21 protein-coding genes are annotated in these 22,347 nt (G+C 42.2%); 9 read left to right on the top strand and 12 right to left on the bottom strand.

Annotation, left to right across the window (positions count from 1 at the left end):
- Window positions 1-122 precede the first annotated feature (122 nt).
- The 10 genes from GGD38_RS35180 to gldC form a co-directional block, all read right to left on the bottom strand.
- Window positions 123-2,852, bottom strand: a complete 2,730-nt coding sequence (locus GGD38_RS35180; protein ID WP_375297759.1) for an outer membrane protein assembly factor — start codon at window positions 2,850-2,852, stop codon at window positions 123-125.
- Window positions 2,853-2,957: 105 nt separating this feature from the next.
- Complete coding sequence (locus GGD38_RS35185) at window positions 2,958-3,719, bottom strand: isoprenyl transferase (protein WP_375297758.1); 762 nt, start codon at window positions 3,717-3,719, stop codon at window positions 2,958-2,960.
- Between the two features lie 240 nt (window positions 3,720-3,959).
- Window positions 3,960-4,817 carry a DUF6089 family protein gene (locus GGD38_RS35190; protein WP_375297757.1) on the bottom strand — a complete coding sequence of 286 codons (858 nt, stop codon included), beginning with the start codon at window positions 4,815-4,817 and terminating at the stop codon, window positions 3,960-3,962.
- Window positions 4,818-4,876: 59 nt separating this feature from the next.
- A complete protein-coding gene (locus GGD38_RS35195) occupies window positions 4,877-5,755 on the bottom strand; it encodes an NAD kinase (protein WP_375297756.1) in 879 nt (292 codons plus the stop codon).
- 28 nt (window positions 5,756-5,783) lie between these two features.
- The gene (locus GGD38_RS35200) at window positions 5,784-7,145 is read right to left on the bottom strand and encodes a POTRA domain-containing protein (protein WP_375297755.1); all 1,362 of its coding nucleotides are present in this window, start codon (window positions 7,143-7,145) and stop codon (window positions 5,784-5,786) included.
- A 150-nt stretch (window positions 7,146-7,295) separates the two neighbouring features.
- Window positions 7,296-7,955 carry a CBS domain-containing protein gene (locus tag GGD38_RS35205; protein ID WP_375297754.1) on the bottom strand — a complete coding sequence of 220 codons (660 nt, stop codon included), beginning with the start codon at window positions 7,953-7,955 and terminating at the stop codon, window positions 7,296-7,298.
- A gap of 157 nt (window positions 7,956-8,112) precedes the next feature.
- Complete coding sequence (locus GGD38_RS35210) at window positions 8,113-8,889, bottom strand: alpha/beta fold hydrolase (RefSeq protein WP_375297753.1); 777 nt, start codon at window positions 8,887-8,889, stop codon at window positions 8,113-8,115.
- Window positions 8,890-9,025: 136 nt separating this feature from the next.
- Window positions 9,026-9,580, bottom strand: coding sequence for a CvpA family protein (locus GGD38_RS35215; RefSeq protein WP_375297752.1), 555 nt, complete (start codon window positions 9,578-9,580; stop codon window positions 9,026-9,028).
- Between the two features lie 210 nt (window positions 9,581-9,790).
- On the bottom strand, window positions 9,791-10,243 hold the full coding sequence (locus GGD38_RS35220) for a GatB/YqeY domain-containing protein (protein WP_375297751.1): 453 nt from the start codon (window positions 10,241-10,243) through the stop codon (window positions 9,791-9,793).
- An 18-nt stretch (window positions 10,244-10,261) separates the two neighbouring features.
- Window positions 10,262-10,609: a gliding motility protein GldC gene (gldC, locus tag GGD38_RS35225; RefSeq protein WP_375297750.1), complete on the bottom strand. Its 348-nt coding sequence runs from the start codon at window positions 10,607-10,609 to the stop codon at window positions 10,262-10,264.
- 607 nt (window positions 10,610-11,216) lie between these two features.
- Here gldC and GGD38_RS35230 point away from each other — a divergent pair.
- The 7 genes from GGD38_RS35230 to GGD38_RS35260 all read left to right on the top strand — a co-directional run bounded on the left by GGD38_RS35230 (window position 11,217) and on the right by GGD38_RS35260 (window position 18,543).
- Window positions 11,217-11,963 (top strand): DUF4290 domain-containing protein, encoded by a 747-nt coding sequence (locus GGD38_RS35230; protein ID WP_375297749.1) that lies wholly within the window; start codon window positions 11,217-11,219, stop codon window positions 11,961-11,963.
- Window positions 11,964-12,248: 285 nt separating this feature from the next.
- Window positions 12,249-13,550, top strand: a complete 1,302-nt coding sequence (gene murA, locus GGD38_RS35235; RefSeq protein ID WP_375303956.1) for a UDP-N-acetylglucosamine 1-carboxyvinyltransferase — start codon at window positions 12,249-12,251, stop codon at window positions 13,548-13,550.
- 139 nt (window positions 13,551-13,689) lie between these two features.
- The gene (gene gmk / locus GGD38_RS35240) at window positions 13,690-14,268 is read left to right on the top strand and encodes a guanylate kinase (RefSeq protein ID WP_375297746.1); all 579 of its coding nucleotides are present in this window, start codon (window positions 13,690-13,692) and stop codon (window positions 14,266-14,268) included.
- A gap of 153 nt (window positions 14,269-14,421) precedes the next feature.
- Window positions 14,422-15,699, top strand: coding sequence for a hemolysin family protein (locus GGD38_RS35245; RefSeq protein ID WP_375297745.1), 1,278 nt, complete (start codon window positions 14,422-14,424; stop codon window positions 15,697-15,699).
- A 296-nt stretch (window positions 15,700-15,995) separates the two neighbouring features.
- Entirely contained in the window at window positions 15,996-16,850 is an 855-nt protein-coding gene (tatC, locus tag GGD38_RS35250; protein ID WP_375297744.1) for a twin-arginine translocase subunit TatC, read from the top strand.
- A 32-nt stretch (window positions 16,851-16,882) separates the two neighbouring features.
- Window positions 16,883-17,329 carry a ribose 5-phosphate isomerase B gene (gene rpiB, locus GGD38_RS35255; protein ID WP_375297743.1) on the top strand — a complete coding sequence of 149 codons (447 nt, stop codon included), beginning with the start codon at window positions 16,883-16,885 and terminating at the stop codon, window positions 17,327-17,329.
- 803 nt (window positions 17,330-18,132) lie between these two features.
- Complete coding sequence (locus GGD38_RS35260) at window positions 18,133-18,543, top strand: hypothetical protein (RefSeq protein WP_375297742.1); 411 nt, start codon at window positions 18,133-18,135, stop codon at window positions 18,541-18,543.
- A gap of 59 nt (window positions 18,544-18,602) precedes the next feature.
- Here the strand turns inward: GGD38_RS35260 and GGD38_RS35265 are convergent, their stop codons facing one another.
- Both GGD38_RS35265 and GGD38_RS35270 read right to left on the bottom strand, forming a co-directional pair.
- Window positions 18,603-19,577, bottom strand: a complete 975-nt coding sequence (locus GGD38_RS35265) for a deoxyhypusine synthase family protein (protein WP_375297741.1) — start codon at window positions 19,575-19,577, stop codon at window positions 18,603-18,605.
- Window positions 19,578-19,945: 368 nt separating this feature from the next.
- Window positions 19,946-20,392 (bottom strand): hypothetical protein, encoded by a 447-nt coding sequence (locus GGD38_RS35270; RefSeq protein ID WP_375297740.1) that lies wholly within the window; start codon window positions 20,390-20,392, stop codon window positions 19,946-19,948.
- Window positions 20,393-21,006: 614 nt separating this feature from the next.
- Between GGD38_RS35270 and GGD38_RS35275 the strand changes: the two genes are divergently transcribed.
- Together GGD38_RS35275 and GGD38_RS35280 are read left to right on the top strand one after the other, a co-directional pair.
- Window positions 21,007-21,582, top strand: coding sequence for an ACP phosphodiesterase (locus GGD38_RS35275; RefSeq protein WP_375297739.1), 576 nt, complete (start codon window positions 21,007-21,009; stop codon window positions 21,580-21,582).
- A 192-nt stretch (window positions 21,583-21,774) separates the two neighbouring features.
- The gene (locus GGD38_RS35280) at window positions 21,775-22,344 is read left to right on the top strand and encodes a DUF2911 domain-containing protein (RefSeq protein WP_375297738.1); all 570 of its coding nucleotides are present in this window, start codon (window positions 21,775-21,777) and stop codon (window positions 22,342-22,344) included.
- The last annotated feature ends 3 nt before the right edge of the window (window positions 22,345-22,347 follow it).

Genomic DNA, 22,347 nt, shown 5'->3' on the forward strand with positions numbered 1-22,347 from the left:
GTTTATTTTTTAAAGTGTATCCTTAATGGTCAATGGTAATATTTAATTAGCAATTGGCAATATGCAATTGGCAATTTTTAACATGTTCTTTGCCCATTGCTTATCGCCCATTGCCTATTGGTTTATTCAGGCTCGTAACCTAACATAAATGTAAAGCGTGTTGCATCACGTAATCTGCCGCCTTGTGTAACCCGGTCAAAGCCTACGCCATAATCAAATCCAAGCAAACCGAACATTGGCAGGAAGAAACGCATACCCACACCAGCACTTCTACGCAAACGGAAGGGGTCATACGATTTATAATCGTACCAGCCGTTGGCAGCCTCAAACCACACCATACCAAAGATGGTGCTGCTTGGGTTAGTAGTGAACGGATAACGCAGTTCCATTGTATACTTATTAAATATAGTAAAGAACTGACGTGCGTTCTGCTGATCAGGATTGTATTTAGGATCAGAGCTTTCATACACGGGGTAACCGCGATGCGCAATGATGTCGTAACCTAAGATATAGCTACCATTTGCCAAACCGGCATCACCCACCTGAAAACGCTCAAATGGTGAGTAATCGAGCTTGTTGTTGTAACGGCCCATAAAACCATATTTGGCTGCAGCACGCAGTACAAACTGACGGCTTCTGTCGGCGCCCATCGGACGGCCAATAGGAATGAACCATTCGGCATTCACCCGCCATTTATGGAACTCAGGTAATTTATATGCATCCTGATTGGTAGTGTTCTGCTTAAATAAGGAATACGGTGGCGTAAACTGACCGCTCAACATAAAGTTAGAGCCGCTTACAGGGAAAATTGGGTTGGGGCCTGCAGAGTTACGGTTAAGCGCAACTTTTACGCTCAGGTTGTTTGACGTACCATTTTTGAAATCCTGTGTGAACAGGGTATAGTTCTGCAGTTTGTACTGCGTATAGCTCAATGAGTATACCAGGGTAAAGAAGTCATCGGGCCATTTCAATTGTTTACCCAATGAAATGCTGGCGCCGAAGTTTTTCAGCCTGTTGGTATCGCTGAAGAAATATCTTCCGCTGGCATCAATACCGCCGGTACGGAATACGCTCTTATACATGCTGAACGTAAGCGAATTTCTTTTCTTACCACCTAACCAGGGTTCGGTGAAAGAGAAGTTGTACGACTGGTATGCACGGCCGTTCGATTGTACGCGCATGCTCAGCTTTTGCCCGTCACCGGTAGGTAATGGGTCCCAGGCCTTTTTGTTGAGAATATTTTTAATAGAGAAGTTGTTGAACGATACACCCAGTGTACCGGTTAAACCGATACCACCACCCCAACCGGCGCTTAACTCAAGCTGGTCAGAAGATTTTTCTTCAACGGTATAATGAATATCTACCGTTCCATCTTCGGGGTTGGGAACAGGGTTAATGCCGATCTTCTCCTGGTTGAAGAAGTTCAGCTGCGCAATTTCACGCTGAGAACGGATGAGGTCCTGACGGCTGAATTTTTCACCGGGCAGCGTTCGCAACTCACGGCGAATAACGTGCTCTTTGGTTTTTTCGTTACCGGAAATAGTAACGTTCTTAATGGTAGCCTGGGGCCCCTCCTGTATACGGATCTCAAAATCGATCGTATCATTATATACGGCAGTTTCAACGGGCTCAATACGGAAGAAGAGATATCCATCGTCCATATAGTAGCTGCTGATGTCACCACCTTCCTGCGACATTTGTTTACCCAGTTTCTTATTCAGGATCTCCAGGTTATAAATATCACCTTTGGTAATACCCAGCATTTGGGCAAGCACTGAATCGGGGAATTTTGTATTTCCTTTCCAGGTAACATTACCAAAATAATAGCGATGGCCTTCGTCTACTTTTATATCAATACGCAGGTTACCTTTCTGGTTATAATATTTTTGAATGTCTACAATGGTGGCATCGCGGAAACCCAGTGAGTTATAATACTCAAGCACTTTATCTCTGTCTTCTTCAAACTTCTTCTCATTGAATTTGGCTGAGCTGAATAACTTAAAGCGAAAATATGGATCGAGGAATTCTTTGGTTTTGGTAAGCGACAAAAAGCCGGCGTCTCTCAAATAATCTTTAAATAAGATCTTATCGGTTATACCGTAGGGACCTTTAGTAGTATCGGCATACAAGGTCATTTTGGTCATTTCCTTGGTACCCTTCAGTTGCTTTTTCAATTTCAGCCCGGTTACCTGGTCGTTGCCAAAAAAGCTCACGTTATCAATACGTACTTTATGTCCTTTTTCAACATACAGGTTCAGTACAATTGAGTTGGGTAGCGCGGGGTCCTGTACTTCTTCAATACGAATGCTGGCGCTTTGGAAACCTTTTTCGGTATAATATTTCTTAATGGCCTCTTCAGCTGTGCGTTTGGTGTTTTCAGTTACCACGCGGCCGGGCACCAGTGATACTTTATTTTTCAGTTCATCCTGATCGGCCTTCTTTACACCAATAATATTGAACTTCGACAGGGCCGGTCTTTCTGAAACGTGGACCTCTATAAATAATTTATTGCCTTCGAGCTTGGTAAAGTATATCTGAACGTTAGAGAAAAGGTGCTGGTTCCACAGATTAATAATGGCCTTGCTAAAGTTATCGCCCCCCGGTATCATCACTTTATCGCCCACATTAATACCCGCAATTGATATAAGCAGCTGCTGATCGTACCGTTTTGTACCGGTAACCACAATTCCGCCAATAAAATATTCTTTGGGAACTTTTGAGTTAACTATATTCTCTAATTCCGGATCAATAGACGTTGGAACGGTGTCGGTAACGACCTGAGCACGGAGTGAACCGACAGTTAAAGATGCAAATACCAGTAAAAAAATACTAAGTGTACGCGAACGCTGCATTCCGGGGAATTTAAAGTGGAGCAAATTAAGGGGGATTTATTAAAAGGGTTTGTTAAAAAGGACATTAATCGACGGAATCATAATTAATTCATGACCAGTTCGTAATTATCCGTTTATATGTTCCTTTTTAATTTGATCACCCGTTTTTCCAAACCTTCTCTCACGGCTTTGAAAATCCAGGATGGCTTCGTACAGGTTCTCCTTCCGGAAATCGGGCCAACGAACATTGGTGAAATACAATTCTGCATAAGCTAGTTGGTATAATAAAAAGTTACTGATGCGGTATTCGCCGCTGGTCCGAATCATTAATTCGGGGTCGGGGAAATTGCTGGTAGCCAGGTATTGTTGCAGGGTGTTTTGGGTAATGGCCGCAGGGTCTATTTTCCCGGCTTTTACATCTTCGGCAATGTGCTGTACGGCCTGTACCAGTTCCCATCGACTGCTATAACTTAAGGCCATTACCAGGTTCAAACCTGTATTCTGGCTGGTTATCTGCAGCGATTCGTTCAGTGCTTTTTGTGCATATTCGGGCAACATTTTAACGTCACCAATAACATGCAGTTTTATATTGTTCTTATTGAGGGTTTCGGTTTCGTTGCGAATGGTTTCTACCAGCAGCTCGATAAGGCCCGTAACCTCCATTTGAGGCCGGTCCCAGTTCTCGGTAGAAAATGCATATAGTGTAAGGTATTCAACGCCCAACTCAGCGCAACCTTCTACAATATTACGCACGCTTTCTACGCCATGAAAATGGCCATAGAGGCGGTCTTGCCCCTTTTCTTTCGCCCATCTGCCGTTCCCGTCCATAATAATTGCTATATGGCGAGGAAGTCGTTGAAGGTCAATTTGATCCCGAAGGCTTTGCATACCCTTTTTTTGAAGGGCACAAAGGTACGGAAATCAATTGGCAATAGGCAATAAGCAATAGGCAATAACAAAACCTTGGCAGTAGTTGTTTTCTTTAATTATTTCTCTGTTCTTCAATGAGTTAAATACAAAAGGCAAATTGAGTGTTCAATTTGCCTTTTGTATTCTGTTATCGCGAGGCCAGCTTTTAATTGGAAAACCGCTAAAAGCGAGCCCTTGTCAATTGCCTGTTGCCTATTGTTAATTGGCCGAAGGACAACGATATGAAGTAAGATTGAATGATAAAGTAACCTCTGCTAACACATAAGCGTCTTTTTGTTTTGAATAACCGCGCTGGCGGCCCTCAATGCCTATAATGTCGCCGGTTTCGTAGGAACGGTCTTGCAACAGCTGGGCTGCCGACGCAGATCCATCGGGTAACGGCGGAAATTTATCGGAACCTACATAGGTTTTGCTAACATCATCGAGGTAATCGGTACCGGTGTAACGGTATACTACTTCAAAGCCCAGGTTCATACGGTCGTTGATAGCATATTTTACCCCAACGCCAATAGGAACAACCAGCGCCATGGTGTTGTAGGGCTTCCGGTCGGGATAGGCTGCTGTTCCCTGTCCTTCGGTTCCTAACGGCCGAAGAAAATATTTATTCCCATTCAGGTAGGCAAAGGGATCGTAACTAAAAACGCCTACGCCCAGTGTAACATATGGGGTCCAGTTGTAATATGGATCGGAAGGAACAAATTTATAAAAGTTGAAATCGCCTTGCAGGGTAAGCTCAAATACATTTGAGTTGAAGCTTAGGTTGCGGCGGCGTTGATATTCGTTTTGGGTATTGTATACGTCGGAATATCCCAGGCGGGCATAATGTGCGGCAATACGCAATGCAGTATAGTTGCCGAATTGTTTACGAAAAAATACACCAAAGGCCGGCTTGGGCCTATTGAGTTTTGCTCTTGTATTCAGGTCACCAAAATAATGTGCTGCCCCTGCCGATATGCCAAACTCACCTTGCTGTACAATACTTTCATATTGGGCAGTAACCTTTTGCACACATAGTACGGAATTAAACAGGAGTGCTGTTACAACCAATTTCTTCATAATTCGCAATTTAACATTAAGAACCGGATTTGCCGGTAATTTTACTTTGTATTAAAAAGTTAATTCCTGGTATCCAAACCCCATGATAATTTATTACGCAGGGTTTGCAGGAAGTTGTTTTCATTTAGTCGTACGAGGCTTAGGGTAAAGGATTCGCGGCGTACGGCCAACTGCACTTTTTTATCTACGAGTTCTTTCCTGGAGTCAAGAGCACATATGAAGTGATCGGTTCTGCCTTCTATTTCAAAGGATATTATATTATCATCGGGCACTATAATAGGCCGAACATTCAAATTATGTGGGGCTACGGGGGTAATAACGAAACTGGAGGATTCTGGAAAAACCACGGGACCATTACAGCTTAACGAATAACCGGTTGAACCGGTTGGTGTTGCTACAATCACTCCATCAGCCCAATATGTATTTAAAAATTCACCATTAAGGTACGTATGAATTTTTATCATGGGTGATGTATCGGTTTTATGAATAGCAAATTCATTTAATCCGTATGGTACATCGCCGAACAATGGTTTGCTCGCATCCAAATGAATTAACGATCGCTTGTCTATTAGTATTGTGCGCTTGACCAGGGATTGTACCGCAATGTGCAATTCTTTACTGCCTATGCTGGCCAAAAAACCCAATCTTCCAAAATTGATGCCCAATACCGGTATGTTTTTGTCGCGCACAAGAGTAACGGTGTCCAATAAGGTACCATCACCTCCCAGGCTAATTGCAAAATCAATCGATTCTGTGAGGTCGTTAGAATCAGAAAAAACGGTTGTTTTCTCAGAAAAACGAACCGAGCTCTGAATCATTTCATAAAAGGGCTGGTATATAACCGGTGTAATATTCTCCTTGTCGAGCTCATCGAGCAACTGCTGCACTTTGTTATACTGATCTTCATCAATAACCCGGCTATAAATGGCTACCTTCATACTATGCGGTTAAAAATTTACCTGTCGTTTAAAAATCGTTCTTGATGTGTAAAAATAGTCCCTTTTGCCCTAATTGGTTGAAGCTGTAATCGAGCCGCAGCACGAAGTCGTAGAAAGACACAATATCGACACCAACACCGCCTGTGTATAAAGCGCGGTTTGTAAGAGAATTATTGGTAAAGTTTTGATTATAGGAATAACCGGCATCGCCAAATAAACGGGCATAAATGCGGAATGGAATACGGTCGTGCGATTTTGATTTTATATAGGTAGGCACACTGAACTTTAATATTTGCTGGCGGAAGCTATTGCGTACCAAAAAGCCGGCAGCGCCATCAATCACATATTTTTCGAGCCCCCGCAAATACATATCGCCATACCCAAACATCCGCTGATTTATATAGGGCTGGCTAAACGGAAAGCGCAGCATGCCCACACCCTGCAGGCCATAAAAGGTTTTTTTGCCCAGCGCCCAGCCCTTGCTTGCACGGCCACTCACCTGCCATTGGTTCATTTCACGATTGTAACCTCTTTTTGAAACGGTACCATCTGCCAGCCAGCCGGTAAGCGGGAAGGGTTTATAGTCTACGTTTACATAACTGATGTTGTATGTTAACTCGGGAAAACTAACCTCGCTGCGATAAGCGCCGTAGTATTTCGGGTTCAGTTCGTTTATACGTGGGTCAACCGACAGGTGGGAGTATGATAGTGAAACGAGGTGAGTAGTGCGTAAACCGGGACGGTAAGTATAGTCAATATGGCCCGACCACTGTCTTATTCCTTTCTGTAATGAATCAACAAAAACCTGTTGATTGTCGATGGTGGCATAATTGATCTCGCGGTTGAACGAATAAGTGAAACCTATTTTATAACCGTGCTTAAGTGATTTATTGGCATACGGCTGGTCGTACTGGAACTGTAGCTGTTGGGTATAGCCTGTAATGAGCCATAGTTTTAGCTTATCGTTTCTGCCGGTGAAATTATTATAAGTAAACTTAAAACCATAGTTGATGCGATCTACACTATAGCCCTGTTTTGCCCATTCGTTCAGGTTACGGTCAACAGGTTTGAGGTATGGAATGGGGAAAATATACCACCTTTCTTTAACCTGTATCAGAATGTCTACCATATAGCCACGGAACGATTTCAGGGAAATGATGACCTCGTTAAATAAGGTAGTATTCATCAACTGCTGCCGTGAGATCTCAAAACCTTTAACTAATTCGGGAAGATTGATAGAGTCGCCGCGTTTAAAAGGCAGCTCACGTTCAATAATGTAGGGTTTTGTGTGTTTATTTCCTTCAATTATTATTTCTCCTACAACAAAAGGGGTGGGAGCGTTGTTAGTATTCGCAGACGCAACAATGTTGGTGGATTGAGTAGAATCCACAGGGGAAGGTTGTGCATATACCATTGCCACGCAACACAACAATTTTGCTATTATACAGTAAAATTTCTTTCCCATTCACATGCCCCGGCAAGCAGTTGCTTGTGTTTACAGAATTTAAAAATTAAAACTGGCCGATCCTCAACTGTTGTGCTAAATGTTCAGATAGTTCATCAAGTGGTCGTAATTGTTCCGCAGTTCATTTTCATATGATTCTTCGCCAAAATAATACTTCACATTATACTCATACCGCTGAAATGTAGCAACAATATCGGAAATCTCGAATTTATTTATTTTTATTGCTACAAAAAAGGAACTGGTGTTATTATCCCAATAACTATTTAACTGCGTTATCTGCGCGTCGTTCGTTTCTACCAGCTTGCTAAGTTCAGAGAATGAGAAATTGCGTTGTTCCATTTCAAGCACAATCAACCCGCCTGGTTCGCTGGCCCCTGTGGTTTTACCCAGCTCTTTTAACAGGTCAATAGATGCTATGGCGCCAATAAACTCATTTTCCTTGTCAATAACCGGTACCAGGGAAAGATTATAATCAATCAACATTTGTACCGCCATTATAAAGTGAGTATTGGCGTGTACGGCCACTTTCGAAAAGTGAGTATCAAGAGATTGGAGTGTTGCTCGTTCGTCAGCGTTCATCAGGTCATCTTCGAATACAAGACCCAGATATTTGTCTTCAGCTACTACAGGTAATTGCATTACATGGAACTCCGACATCAGGTCCAGTGCCTGAATAACAGTATCACTCAGGTTGAGTGTGGGAATCGTAGCTGATATTAATTCTTTATTAAGCACTGAATCAGAGTTTACCTACTATAAAAGTAATATACGATAAACAACTGTAACTGGTTTGTTTTATCGTCGAAAACAATAAAAATAATTAATAGGTATTTACCTTATGTTTTGTTAGGCAGTAACCTTAACCAACTATATTCAATTATGACGCCAGCAGTTAGGCAACCGCTGCAGGCTCATTTAATTTTGTCAAAAATTTGTGGAGTATACGGTTGAACTCGTCAGGCACTTCCATCATGGGTGCATGACCACATTTATCAATAAAATGCAGTTCGCTGTTTGGGATCAACCGGTGAAACTCGCGGCCAACGAAGGGCGGAGTAATAGAATCATTATTACCCCACACTAATAAGGTGGGTTGTTTGATTTGATTAATGTCTTCGCCCAGATTATTTCGGATGGCGCTTTTTGCGAGCGCGATAATTTTTATGGCTTTCAAACGGTTATTTACGATCTCATACACCTCGTCAACCAGTTCTTTGGTGGCAATTTTAGGATCGTAAAAGGTTAACTCCGTTTTCTTCTTTATATAATCGTAATCGCCGCGTTTAGGATAAGTGTCTCCCATACCATTCTCAAATAAACCGGAGCTTCCGGTTAAAATAAGCGATTTTATACGCTCGGGCTGTTTCAGCACATGTAAAATAGCAACATGACCGCCTAATGAGTTTCCGAGCAGGTGTACGTTTTGATAATCGTTATATTCTATGAACTTATTTACAAATTTCTGCAGGCCTCCAACCGAGGTGTGCAGCAGGTCCATATCAAGCAAAGGGAGAATGGGAACCACTACTTTGTTGTGGTTCTTGAAGTAATTGATCAAATCACCAAAGTTGCTGAGGGCGCCGAATAATCCGTGTAAGAGTATCAGCGGTTCGCCTTCACCTTCTTCAATATACTTGAATTTATCCACTTGTTTGATCGTATAATTCATCAGCTATGTCTGTTCAAGTCAGTCAATTAATCGCTAAAATAAACGTTTTACTGCAAATAACACATCCTTGCAGTTTTCACCCCAATAATTTTAATGTAAGCTACTGATTTTTTATGGTTTCCCATCAGAACCGGCATTAGGGCGTACCCCTGGGCGGTATCTGTTGTGTGGCCAACCCATCAAAAAAGTTACTGAGTTCAGTGAACATATTTTTGAAAACCGGGATCAGTTTGCCAAAACCATCTATAACCCACGGGCCCAGTGGTTGTAAAATTGGCCAGGTTATGGAATTAGCAACCGTTTCATCGCTTATCAACTTCACCTTTTGCACAAAGAACAGCACCACACTGAGTGTAAACATATACAAAATAGTGTATAAAATTATCCCTCCTATTTTGTTGGCCCACCCCATCATGGTCATTTCCACGGTTGCTGTAAGCATGCTGGCCACCCAGCGCACCAGCAATACCACGCCTATAAAAACAACTGCAAATGAAATGAATGGAAGCCACCTGGCAGATATATTAACGCTATCTTTTAAATAATCTGCTACAACAACCGATAATTTCATGGCAGCCGCTATGCCTGCAATAAACGCAAAAAACGAGAATACTGCAACAATAAGGCCTCGCCGCAATCCTTTGATAACGGCTATGACAAGGAATATTAAAACTAATATATCTATGAACATACTTAGTTCTGAAGGGTGACGAGGTGGTTCCAAGGAAATCGAAGTAAGAAGTACGAGGTACGAAGAGCCTCCATTTTAAAGCCTCGCGCCTAATTTTCTGTTTTTCCTACTTCCGTATTGTTATATCTCCTACTTCTTACATCCTACTTCCTACTTCAAATCTTAAGCCCCCAATGCTACACTTTCAGAAACAAGCCCCTTCAAACGAACCTACTTCGCCAGTAACTCCTTTACCAGGGCACTTATTGCTTTACCATCAGCTTTACCTGCTAATTGTTTGGTAGCCACGCCCATTACCTTACCCATATCGGCAGGTGATGAAGCACCGGTTTCTGCAATAATATTTGCAATAATTACTTTCAGCTCCTCTGCACTCATCTGTTTAGGCAGGAATTTTTCGATCACCTCAATTTCTTCCTGTTCCTTCGATGCCAGATCGGTGCGGTTCTGCTGGGTAAAGATCTCCAGCGAATCTTTTCGCTGTTTAACCAGCTTTTGCAACAACTTTATTTCATCCTCCTCTTTTATTTCACCGCCCGCCCCTTCTGAAGTTTTAGCCAGAATAATGGCTGCTTTTATGGCACGCAAACTACGCACCGTTTTTTCGTCCTTGGCTAACATGGCTGTTTTCAATTCAGCCTGGATCTTTTGTTCTAAGCTCATACCGCGGCTATTTTGGTATTATAATTTATTTTCTTTCATTTGAATGTCTCTAAACTTACCATAAAAATCCTTGGCAAAGTTCTTCATCATATCAACCAGCTCGGCCTGGTGCGTTGCCCGGCTAAAGCTATCGGCCATGGTCATGAAGGTTTGATAATAAAAATCGGCCATTTCATCTACCATCATTTCTTTCGTCCACAGGTCCATACGCAAAGCCGATTTATCAGCCCCATCCCAAAACGATAACATCATGGCCCTTGCCTTTTGACCGGCATCTGCCGTGCTATCGGTGGCCTTCCACAATATTTGGTCAGGAATGTTTTTTTCGTCAAGCGTCACATCAATTGTAATAGTCGATTGCCTCATTTTATTTTGATTATCAGTTTTTTATATTTTGGAACCGCAAAAGTACACCGATTTTAATAGTTTTTGTGCCTGTTTATTGGCAGAACACCGTAAATGTATATTAAACCTCTTTCAGGGAAAAAATGTTATCATATATATATATCTTTTTAACAATTTAAGGTTTGCATAAAATACGGTACAAAAAATAGGGTACTAACACGTTGGCAAAGACAAGATTATTTGATAATTTGGGACCTACACTTTAAAGTTCCTCAGTTTTATTAAAAGAACCCTACCCAAATTCCAAATCAGTATCCTTCGAATCGAACCTCTGTTAAAGGTAAATCCACACATTAAGGTGTTGTTTGCAGCCATAAAATTTAGAAAAGGTTTGTGTTGAGCACCATTTTTAATCTCTTATCATACCTATGTACCATATTTTTTAAGACCTGATTTTATATTTTAAACCATTAATCACCTGCTTTCCCAACCCCGAAACTGTTGGGCGGTACGGTCATATATTATTTACCTGTGGAAAAACCAATCCTTTTACAGAAAAGGCCTCCGCAAAAGGCCTTTTCTTTTTATAAACTTACTTTGTTACTTTTGTTAACCTTATATTTATAGAATGAGCATAGACAAAATGGAATATAACACGACCAGGAACCACCTGGCGATGCGTGAGTACGGAAGGCATATCCAGAAAATGATCGAGTATTTGCTGACACTCGAAGACCAGGAAACCCGCCAACGTAATGCCTACGCTGTGATTGAGCTGATGGGATTCCTGAACCCCCACTTAAAGAATGTTGAAGATTTCAGACATAAACTATGGGATCACCTGTTCCTGATCTCCGATTTTAAACTGGCGGTAGAATCACCCTACCCCATTCCTACCCGGGAAACTTTAAAATCACGACCAGGCCCACTGCCCTATCCCAAACGCTATCCCAAATTCTCGCACCTGGGTAAAAACCTCGAGCTGGTTATCAATAAGGCATTAAATGAAGATATGCCCGAAAAACGCCAGGGTTTTGCCAACGCCATTGCTTATTACATGAAGCTGGCTTATAATAACTGGCATAAAGAAACGGTGCACGACGATGCTATTCAAGGCGAATTGACCAATATTACCAGCGGTCAGTTGACCTTTACCAATACTCCATATGTTCGCCAGCATCGTCCAAGCGATAACCGCGACCGCGATAGTCGCGACCGTGACCGTGGCGGCTACGGCGACAACCGGTATAAACGTGGTGGTGGCGGCCAAAAGTTCCAGGGCCGCGGACGCGATGATCGTAATAACGGCGGTGGACGCGATAACCGTAACGACCGCAATGATCGCGGTGGGAAGTTTAAGAAACGCTATAAATAAGGGCGTACTTTCTAAGAGGGAAATCCGGATCTTAAGTAAGAATTTTGAGATTTCGGGATTTAGAGATTTTGAGATTTGTTTTAGGTTTAGCCCACTGACAAATCGCAAAATCCCACAATCGCAAAATCAGAAATCGGAAATTCGGCGGCTCGCCAACAGTCGCGAGAACAGAATAATAAATAATAAATAAAACCCCGGCAGTAAAACCTATTGCCGGGGTTTTATATTTGCACCTTATTTTAACGTACCATTGATCGGATATCAAAAAACCAGGAAAAAGTAACAATGAATTCTTTTGAAGTCATCGGCGGTAAAAAATTAAAAGGTGAAATAGTGCCACAAGGCGCAAAGAATGAAGCATTGCAAATAATCAGTGCCGTTTTGCTTACGCCCCAAAAAGTAACCATCACCAATATTCCCGACATTCTTGATGTAAACCTGCTTATTGAATTGCTTGGCGAACTGAATGTAAAGATCGAACGCCCGCAACGTGATACCTGTATATTTCAGGCCGATGATGTGAATGTAGATTACCTGCGCAGCGATGCCTATAAACAAAAAAGCGGTCGCCTGCGCGGCTCTGTTATGCTGGCCGGCCCCATGCTTGCCCGCTTTAAAAAAGCTTATATTCCAAAACCCGGTGGCGATAAAATAGGCCGCCGCAGACTGGATACCCATATTATTGGTTTCGAAAAACTGGGCGCTTCTTTCAATTACAGTGGCGACGGCTTTTTTGAACTGCAGGCCCCTAATTTAAAAGGTGCCTACCTTATGCTCGATGAGCCTTCTGTTACCGGTACCGCCAATATTATTATGGCGGCAGTAATGGCCGAAGGCACTACAACCATTTACAACGCAGCCTGCGAACCCTATATTCAGCAGTTGTGCAAAATGCTCAACCGCATGGGCGCCAAAATAACCGGTATTGGCAGCAACCTGCTTAATATCGAAGGCGTACAGGCATTGGGCGGAACCGAGCACCGCATGCTGCCCGATATGATAGAAATAGGCTCATTTATTGGGCTGGCGGCTATGACGCAAAGCGATATCACCATAAAAAATGCGGGTATTGAGCACCTGGGAATAATACCCGAAAAGTTTAAACAACTGGGTATTCAAATGAATTTTAAAGGTGATGACATCCATGTGCCTGCCCAGGATATATATGAAATTCAAACCTTCCTCGATGGTGGGGTGCTTACTATCTACGATCATCCATGGCCCGGTTTCACGCCCGATCTTTTAAGCATCGTACTGGTAGTTGCTACCCAGGCAAAAGGAAGTGTGCTTATTCACCAAAAAATGTTCGAAAGCCGCCTGTTCTTTGTTGATAAACTTATTGACATGGGCGCCCAGATCATTCTGTGCGATCCTCACCGCGCTGCTGTTATTGGTCTTGGCCGTGGGCAGAACCTGCGCGGTATTCAAATGAGCAGTCCCGACATCAGGGCCGGGGTATCGTTATTGATAGCCGCATTGAGCGCCGATGGTAAAAGCGTTATTCAGAACATTGAGCAAATAGACCGGGGCTACCAGTACATTGATAAACGTTTGCAGGCACTTGGTGCAGATATAAAGAGAGTTTAAATGCAGTTACCGGTTCCCGGGGCCCGGGTTCCGGGCCAAAAAATTCGGAGAGCCCGATGAATTGCTGACCGATCGAAATTTGAACACCCGGTAACAGGTAACTGGTAACCGGCAACCAACATAAACCACAAACTCGTACATGTCCTTTCAGCCCAAAAACAAGATAATAATCATTACCGCCCCATCGGGTGCAGGCAAAACATCTATTACCCATTACCTGTTAAAAAAGTTCCCGCAACTGGCGTTTTCGGTATCGGCAGCTACCCGCCCGCGCCGCAAACATGAAGTAGATGGAAAAGATTATTATTTTCTTTCTCAGGAAGACTTTGATCAAAAGATAAAACATAACGAGTTTGTTGAATGGGAAATGGTATACGAAGGCAAATCGTACGGCACCCTAAAATCGGAGCTACAGCGCATTTGGGATAATAACCAGGTACCCGTGTTGGATATTGATGTAAAAGGGGCCATTCACGTGCAGGGCCAGTACTCCGGTACCGTTCTATCGATCTTTGTAGAACCGCCTTCTGTTGATGAACTAAAACGGCGTTTAAGCTCAAGGGGTACCGAAACCGAAGAAAGCCTTCAAACGAGGGTAAATAAAGCCTCCTACGAGATCTCCTTCAAACATCGTTTTGATAAAATAATCCTTAACGACGACCTCAATAAGGCCTGTAAACGTGCCGAAGAAGTAATTACAGAATTCCTAAATTCATAATATAGGTTACATTTATCCAAAAGTAAAGGCAGGTGCTACCAGGTTTCAGGCGCCGGTTACCGGTTTCCGGTTACCTGGCGTAGCAAAAGCCCCGGTAACAGGTAACTGGAAACTGGTAACTTCCGCCTTTTTTTATATTTTCGTAGTCGAACTATGAGTTTTCTTACCATTATAGGCATATGCATTGGCATCGCCTTTTTGTTGGTCGCCTATTTTGCCGGCATTGAGGTAGCTTTTACCTCGGCCAACCGGCTTAATATTGAATTGAAAAAGAAGCAGGGCGCCAGCAGTGGTATCTTATTATCAAACCTGTTCGACAATCCCTCCCGCTTTATTGGTACCAACGTAGTAGGATTCAGCTTTTTCCTAACAGTAGTGGTTTTGCTGGGTTCCATGTGTTGGAATGAGCTGGAAAAGACAATGGACTTTTCGGCCCGTTCTTTTATTACGTTTTTCCGCCTGCTTGCCGAAATAGTGTTAGCCTGGGTGATCATCATTTTTTTGGGCGAATGTATTCCAAGGGCCATTTTTAAGGCAAAAAGCGATTCCCTGCTTTCCTTTTCGGCCCGCGTAGGCCTGTTGGGCTTTTTCGACCAGTTATTTTACTGGATAGCCGCCGCCTTTGTAAAACTTTCCATATTTATTCTGAATGTGATCTTCGATATGCGTATCGATAAGCGTAAAGAACCCTTTTCGCGCAGCGATCTCGATCACTTTTTTCAGCAAACCAGCGAGTATAACAGCGAGGGTTCCGATATGAACACCGAACTGTTTGAGAATGCGCTTTCGTTGCCTAAAATAAAGGTGCGCGAGTGCCTGGTGCCCCGTAAAGAAATTGAGGCCATTGAGCTGAACACCACCGTGGAGGAGGCCCGTAAAAAATTTATTTCAACCCGGTTAAGCAAACTGATCGTGTATGGCGGTAACATCGACGCCATTCTTGGTTATATTCACCAGCTCGATCTGTTTAAACAACCCGAGCATATCAAAGAGATCCTGCTGCCCATACCGGCTATACCCGAAAGTATGAGCGCAACCGACCTCATTAATAAGTTCACCAAGGAGCGTAAAAGCATTGCCTGGGTGGTTGATGAATTTGGCGGCACCGCCGGTATTGTTACCATGGAAGACCTGCTGGAAGAGATCTTTGGCGAGATCAAAGACGAGTATGATGTGGAGGAATTTGAGGAGAAAATGATCTCTGAAGACGAATACATTTTATCGGGCCGCCTCGAGCTCGATTACCTTATAGAAAAATACAAACTCGAATTTCCCGAGAACGATTCAGAGACCCTGTCGGGTTTTATTATACACCAACACGAAACCATTCCCCGGTTAAAAGAGCGTATCATTATTGGTAATTACGAATTTGAAATAATGAGCGTAAGCGACACCCGTATTGAAATGGTGCGCTTGAAAATTCTGCGTTAACCGCAGAATTTTCAAAAATTCCAAATTCCAAATCGCAAGTTCCAAAAGGAAATCCCAAATCTCAAATCACAATTTCCAAAGAATACATATCAAATTCCAAATTTCAAGGTCAAATAAACGCCAAGGCATAATGTAACTTTTTGGATTGGAATTTGGAGCTTGGAATTTTGTTGGAATTTGGAGCTTGGAATTTGAGATTTTGCATTTTCATCCACTTAACAACCTTTTAGTTGCTCCCTGCCTTTTAAGCCTTAAATTTGCCGCGCTTTACTATTATAAAGACTTTACGAGATCCTATGGCGAGTTTTTTAGAAAGAAGGAGTAACGATAGCGAAATGACCTTTGTCGATCATTTGGAGGCACTTAGATGGCACATCATGCGTTCAGTGATCGCCATTTTAGTGGGCGCAGTGGTCATTTTTTTAAATATCGACTGGGTTTTTGACAATATAGTTATGGGCCCTGTACGTAACGACTTCGTCTCTTACCGCAGTTTATGCAACCTGAGCCATGCCCTGCATATTGGCGATGCCTTGTGTATGCCCCCCATTCCACCCGGATACAAATTACTGGGTACTACGGTAAGCGGCCCCTTTATGGTAGCCATTCAAATTGGCGTTATAGGTGGCTTGATTGCTGCCTTTCCCTACGTTTTTTGGGAGTTCTGGAAATTCGTAAAGCCCGCCTTATCGCCCAAGGAACTGAAATATAGCCGCAACGCCATATTCTTTGTATCTATCTTCTTCTTTTTAGGTGCAGCCTTCGGGTATTTCGTATTAGGCCCCTTCACCTTTAACTTTCTGGCCAATTTTAACCTGGGTAAAGCCGGACTGTTTGAATACAAACCATCACTGGCCGACTATATTGATAACCTTACCAACATTGTATTGGGTTGTGGTATTGCCTTTGAACTGCCCATACTTTCATACGTGCTCACCAAAATAGGCATTGTAACACCGCGCTTTTTGTCGTTATATCGCAAATACGCATATGTGGTGATCCTGATAGTGGCAGCCATCATTACACCATCGCCCGACTGGACCAGCCAGATGATCGTGTTTTTGCCGCTGGTATTCCTGTACGAGTTAAGTGTTGTTGTTTCAAAACGCGTGTATAAAAGACAACAGGAAGAAGATGATAACTGGAACTAATAATCATATTTAAACAGATAACGTTAGCACATATGTTCGATCTTTCAAAACCCATAGCCATCGGCAGCGATCATGCCGGGTTCGATTATAAAGTGGAAATTGTAAAGTGGTTAACCGAAAAAGGGTATAAGGTAGAAGATAAAGGGGTTGATGAAAATAAATCGGTAGACTATCCCGATTATGCGCATCCAGTTGCCAGTGCAGTTGAAAATGACGAAGTAGCATTTGGCATTCTACTTTGTGGAAGCGCCAATGGCGTTTGTATTACAGCCAATAAACACCAGGGCATTCGTGCCGGATTGTCTTTTGAGCCCGAAGTGGCCAAACTCATCCGCCAGCATAATGATGCGAATATTATTGGTATACCTGCCCGTTTTGTTTCTTTGGATGTGGCCAAACAAATGGTAGAGCTGTTTATTGAAACGCCGTTCGAAGGCGGCCGCCACCAGACCAGGGTTAATAAAATTGCCTGCGTTTAAAACGAAATAAAGCATCGATAAAAAAGCCTGAAAGCAACTTCAAAAGAGTTTCTTTCAGGCTTTTTGCTTTTAAGGCCTCGTATTGTAATATTAAATGGTTGTTTGAAAGACTAAACCCATCGATTTTAAAAATTGAATGATGGCTTAATTGCTCAAAATGGTCATTTAATTCAATTGAACGATGGCTTAAAAGATTGAATCGATCAATTTGAAACATTAAATCATCGGTCAATAAGATTGAACGATCGGCCAAAAGATCAGAATCATCAATTTGAAGAATTGAATGATGGCTTTAATGCTTTAAATGGTCGTTAAATCCAATTGAACGATCGTTCAAAAGATCAAACCCATCCATTTGAAGAATTGAGTGATGGCTTTAATGCTTTAAATGGTCGTTAAATCCAATTGAACTATGGTTTTAAAAGATCAAATCACCAATTTGAAGCATCAAATAGCCGATTCAAAAGATTGAACGATCGGCCAAAAGTTAAAAATGATCAATTTGAAGAATTGAATGATGGCTTAATTGCTCTAAATGGCCGTTAAATCCGATTGAACGGTTGTCCAAAAAATCAAATCATTCATTTGAAACATCAAGTCACCGATTTACTGAATTAACTGGTCACAAAAAAATTTCAGACCCATATAATAGATCAACCCATTAATTCAATAGATCAACTACCGCTTTTACAAGATAAAATGGCCCTTTTCAAAGAAGCCATAACACACTAACTATTAAATAGTTACACAAGAAAATCACTTACCGGCCGTTTATAATCCCACAAACAAATAATCCGTTTTTTATGAAGAATTCCCGTTTAATTAAGACGACCCTTTTGAGTGCCGCTTTTACCCTGGCTGTTGCTTTTACCCAAACCGCCAGCGCTCAAGACGCTACTCCCGAAAAGAAAGAAGAGAGAAAAGAAAAACACGACGGCAAACGTCCCGAGCACCCCGAGAAACGCGATGGCAAGTTTGAGAAAAATGAAGATGTAAAAGGCGATAAAAAAGAAGACCGCAAAGAAAGAAAAGACGACAAACACGACGAAAAAGGCGAACGCCCTGCTCCACCCAAAGGTGAAAAAGGCGAGAAACCCGTAGATCACAAAGGCAAACCCGAAGATCACAAACGTAAGCCCGATGATAAACGCATGAAAGACCACAAAAAGCCTGAAGAAAGAAAAGAAGAGAAAAGCGCTGACGCCAGTAAATAAATAAACAAAATGGCCCCCGGAGTTCCAGGGGCCATTTTCTTTATAACGATAATTTATTATTACCAACCCAATACCCACGCGAAAATGAGCGGCGCCACAATGGTGGCATCACTTTCAACAATGTATTTGGGCGTATTGATATCCAGTTTACCCCAGGTGATCTTTTCATTGGGCACAGCGCCTGAATAAGAACCATAAGAGGTGGTTGAATCAGAAACCTGGCAGAAGTAGCTCCAGAAAGGCACATCATGCCATTCAAGGTCCTGGTACATCATAGGCACCACGCAAATTGGGAAATCACCGGCAATACCACCGCCAATTTGGAAGAAGCCAACGCCTTTACCACCACTGTTGTGACGGTACCAGTCGGCCAGCCAAACCATGTATTCAATACCACTTTTCATAGTGGTAGCTTTCATTTCATTTTTGATAATATAAGAAGCGAAGATGTTACCCAGGGTACTGTCTTCCCAACCACCTACAACAATAGGCAGGTTCTTTTCGGCAGCAGCGATCATCCAGCTGTCTTTGGTATCAATTTGGTAATTGCTTTCCATTACCTTACTCAATAACAATTTATAGATGAACTCGTGCGGGAAGTAGCGCTCGCCTTTGGCGTCGGCGTCTTTCCACAGTTTAACTATGTTATGTTGAATGCTACGGAATGCTTCTTCTTCGGGTATACAGGTATCGGTAACACGGTTTAAACCCTGCTCCAGTAATTCCCACTCCTGTTGTGGCGTAAGATCGCGGTAATTAGGAATGCGTTTGTAGTGATCGTGAGCTACGAGGTTCATAACATCTTCTTCCAGGTTAGCACCAGTGCAGCTAATGATATGTACTTTATCCTGGCGAATCATTTCGGCCAGAGAAACACCCAGTTCGGCAGTACTCATGGCGCCTGCCAGTGTAACCATCATTTTTCCACCTTCCAGTAAATGGGTTTCGTACCCTTTAGCGGCATCTACCAGGGCAGCTGCATTGAAGTGCCGGTAATGATGTTGAATAAATTGTGAAATGGGTCCTTTGCTCATGATCTGTTTTTTTGTGGCGGCAAAGATAGGGGAAAAAGGCTAGTAGGAAGTGGCTAGTGGCTAGTAGGGTTGCTGTACATACTTTGCATAAAAGAACAGAGTTACAGGTTACAGGGTACAGGTTGCAGGGCTCAATTCCGAAATTAACGATATAAAGCTTCGGTTAGCCGAAATTCAAAATGACTTTTACTATAACCTGTATTTGTATTCCCTTGTAACCTGAAACTTGTAACCTGTAACTTGTATTTTGCATTTCCCCGGCACCTGGCAACTGGCACCCGGTAACAAAAAAAGTGGCTCCCCGATGAATCGGGAAGCCCTTTCTTTCCAACTAAAACCAACTATAAGAAAAACCGTTTATTATATGTTTATTTTTTGTCCTTTCTATATACATCCCAGCCATTGGTGCCATTCGATTTCAACACCACCTTATGATCGCCGTCTTCTAATGAGAGGTAATACAGATTCTCACCATTACCAGCCATTTCAAACAGATCGGTGATCCAGTAACTGCTGTAATTCTTCTTAAAGTCGGTCAATAAATTAATAGGTAGCTGACCAGATAAGATATTACGGGTTACCCCCAACAGGCTGCCATTCTGGTCATAATACGCATATACAACCTGTTCATTTAATGTAAAGGTAACTTTCACAAAGTCTTTTGTTGTTACCCATTGGGCGTTTTGCGCGCCGGCGAACTCTTTCTGAAAAGATCTGATGATCTTGCTGTTCACTTCTTCTCTGTTGTCATTGGCAAAGGCACTACTGATGCCAGTTATAAAAATAAATGCGCCAATGAGGATCTTGTTTTTCATGATGCTATTTTTAACTTTTCTGATTTAATATGGGCATATTGATGTACCCTGGCTATATGGATACCATTGCCCGTTTTTGATTGTTATTTTTAAATTAATGATTGAAGCGGTATGACTAATATGTAGCTGCTTTGATAAAATTGTTACAGGTAATACACAATTCTTTTTTGAAAACTACATTACCACTGTGTTTGGGTATTATTCACCCATATTGATAACCCAAAACAATAGGTGAAACAAAGAAAATATTCATGGCTATACTTTTTATTTATGAATGCAGCCCTTGCCGCTTTTTCAATTAGATGACACAAAAGTAAAAGAGGTTACACTGGCATCACGAAAATTATGATCAATGGAGTTGAATGTTAAGCCACGTTAAACAATTGGCGGCCGCGATTGTTATTGCATAACGCAGAACCCACGCCGGTTAAGCCTTACAGCCGATTGTTTAAAAATTTCATAAAACAGGGTTAACCGATCGTTAAAATATAGTTATGGAAAAGTAGAAGCGGTTAAAATGAAAATTTTATTAATTCTTTTTTTCATTTTTTCTACCTAAAGCCAGCGTAAAACGTTATATTGTCATTACAACAAATCAAATTCTATTGAACTATTTGGCCCACGCATATTTGTCTTTTAATCAACCTGCTATACTGGCCGGCAACCTTTTCAGCGATTTTGTGAAAGGGAAACAGGCCAACCAGTATCCTGATGATGTGCGTAAGGGAATTTTATTGCACCGGGCCATCGATTCTTATACCGATGAGCATCCCGCTACCAGGGAAGCCAAAAATATTTTTAAACCGTATTACCGTTTATACAGTTCTGCCTTTATTGATGTTTCGTACGATCATTTTTTGGCAAACGACTGGGAGCAGTTCACCGACGATTCCTTATCGGCATTTTCCCAGGAAGTTTACAACTCGCTCGATCAATACCAGCACGTATTCCCCGAACCATTCAGGCGCATGTTCCCGTACATGAAACAATACGACTGGTTGTACAATTACCGCAACCGTTCGGGCATCGAGCGAAGCTTTGAAGGTGTGGTGCACCGCGCGGCCTATTTAACTGAAAGCCAAACCGCCTTTAAGTTATTCGAAGAAAACTACCACAAGCTGCAACAGTACTATGCCGACTTCTTTCCGGCCCTGCATAAGTATGCCCGCAAAACTTTACAAGGCATGTAGGGGTAAAGGGCAATTAAAATGTCTTTAAAAATTAACCTAACCGAAGGATTTTTTATTTCCAGATCGTTTAATGAGAAGAAGAAGTTAGCAGGGAATCTGTGTAACTTTTATTTTTGCCGATTAATTACAAAGCCGGGAGATGTTACAACGCATCGCCTGAATTAACTCGTCTTAACACTAAATAGTACGATAATGAAGCAGTTGGTGGTTTTATTTCTGGGAATAACCGTAATAAGTACAACCGTAAAAGCACAATTCAAAGCACCGGCCCTGGATAAGTCGCCCATGGACATGAGCTATTTTCCGGCCAATTTCCCCATATTGAAGATCCAGAATAAAGCCAACGATCCATTGTTGGCCCGCGTATTATACAGCAGGCCCCAAAAAAATGGCCGCAGTGTTTTTGGCGATCTTATTGAATATGGAAAAGTATGGCGATTAGGTGCTAATGAATGCACTGAAATTGAACTGTATAAAGATGCAAAAATTGATAATACCCGGTTGAAGAAAGGCCGTTACAGTATGTATGCCATTCCATATCAGGATAAATGGACGCTGATCTTTAACAGAGAAACCGATATTTGGGGCGCGTTTCAATACGACGACAAAAAAGACGTTTTGCGCACTGAACTGAAGCTTGAAAAACAACAAGACGCAATTGAGGCCTTTACCTTGCTTTTCGATAAAACCGATTCCGGCGCCAATATGATCATGGCCTGGGACAATGTAAAAGCCACATTGCCGATCACCTTTATAAAATAAGAT

It is taken from the genome of Niastella sp. OAS944 (assembly GCA_024809215.1).
GTDB lineage: Bacteria > Bacteroidota > Bacteroidia > Chitinophagales > Chitinophagaceae > Niastella.

Coding starts and splice junctions, on each gene's coding strand:
- GGD38_RS35180 (WP_375297759.1), bottom strand. CDS start 2,852: ATGCAGCGTTCGCGTACACTTAGTATTTTTTTACTGGTATTTGCATCT.
- GGD38_RS35185 (WP_375297758.1), bottom strand. CDS start 3,719: ATGCAAAGCCTTCGGGATCAAATTGACCTTCAACGACTTCCTCGCCAT.
- GGD38_RS35190 (WP_375297757.1), bottom strand. CDS start 4,817: ATGAAGAAATTGGTTGTAACAGCACTCCTGTTTAATTCCGTACTATGT.
- GGD38_RS35195 (WP_375297756.1), bottom strand. CDS start 5,755: ATGAAGGTAGCCATTTATAGCCGGGTTATTGATGAAGATCAGTATAAC.
- GGD38_RS35210 (WP_375297753.1), bottom strand. CDS start 8,889: ATGAATTATACGATCAAACAAGTGGATAAATTCAAGTATATTGAAGAA.
- GGD38_RS35215 (WP_375297752.1), bottom strand. CDS start 9,580: ATGTTCATAGATATATTAGTTTTAATATTCCTTGTCATAGCCGTTATC.
- GGD38_RS35220 (WP_375297751.1), bottom strand. CDS start 10,243: ATGAGCTTAGAACAAAAGATCCAGGCTGAATTGAAAACAGCCATGTTA.
- gldC (WP_375297750.1), bottom strand. CDS start 10,609: ATGAGGCAATCGACTATTACAATTGATGTGACGCTTGACGAAAAAAAC.
- GGD38_RS35230 (WP_375297749.1), top strand. CDS start 11,217: ATGAGCATAGACAAAATGGAATATAACACGACCAGGAACCACCTGGCG.
- murA (WP_375303956.1), top strand. CDS start 12,249: ATGAATTCTTTTGAAGTCATCGGCGGTAAAAAATTAAAAGGTGAAATA.
- gmk (WP_375297746.1), top strand. CDS start 13,690: ATGTCCTTTCAGCCCAAAAACAAGATAATAATCATTACCGCCCCATCG.
- GGD38_RS35245 (WP_375297745.1), top strand. CDS start 14,422: ATGAGTTTTCTTACCATTATAGGCATATGCATTGGCATCGCCTTTTTG.
- tatC (WP_375297744.1), top strand. CDS start 15,996: ATGGCGAGTTTTTTAGAAAGAAGGAGTAACGATAGCGAAATGACCTTT.
- rpiB (WP_375297743.1), top strand. CDS start 16,883: ATGTTCGATCTTTCAAAACCCATAGCCATCGGCAGCGATCATGCCGGG.
- GGD38_RS35260 (WP_375297742.1), top strand. CDS start 18,133: ATGAAGAATTCCCGTTTAATTAAGACGACCCTTTTGAGTGCCGCTTTT.
- GGD38_RS35265 (WP_375297741.1), bottom strand. CDS start 19,577: ATGAGCAAAGGACCCATTTCACAATTTATTCAACATCATTACCGGCAC.
- GGD38_RS35270 (WP_375297740.1), bottom strand. CDS start 20,392: ATGAAAAACAAGATCCTCATTGGCGCATTTATTTTTATAACTGGCATC.
- GGD38_RS35280 (WP_375297738.1), top strand. CDS start 21,775: ATGAAGCAGTTGGTGGTTTTATTTCTGGGAATAACCGTAATAAGTACA.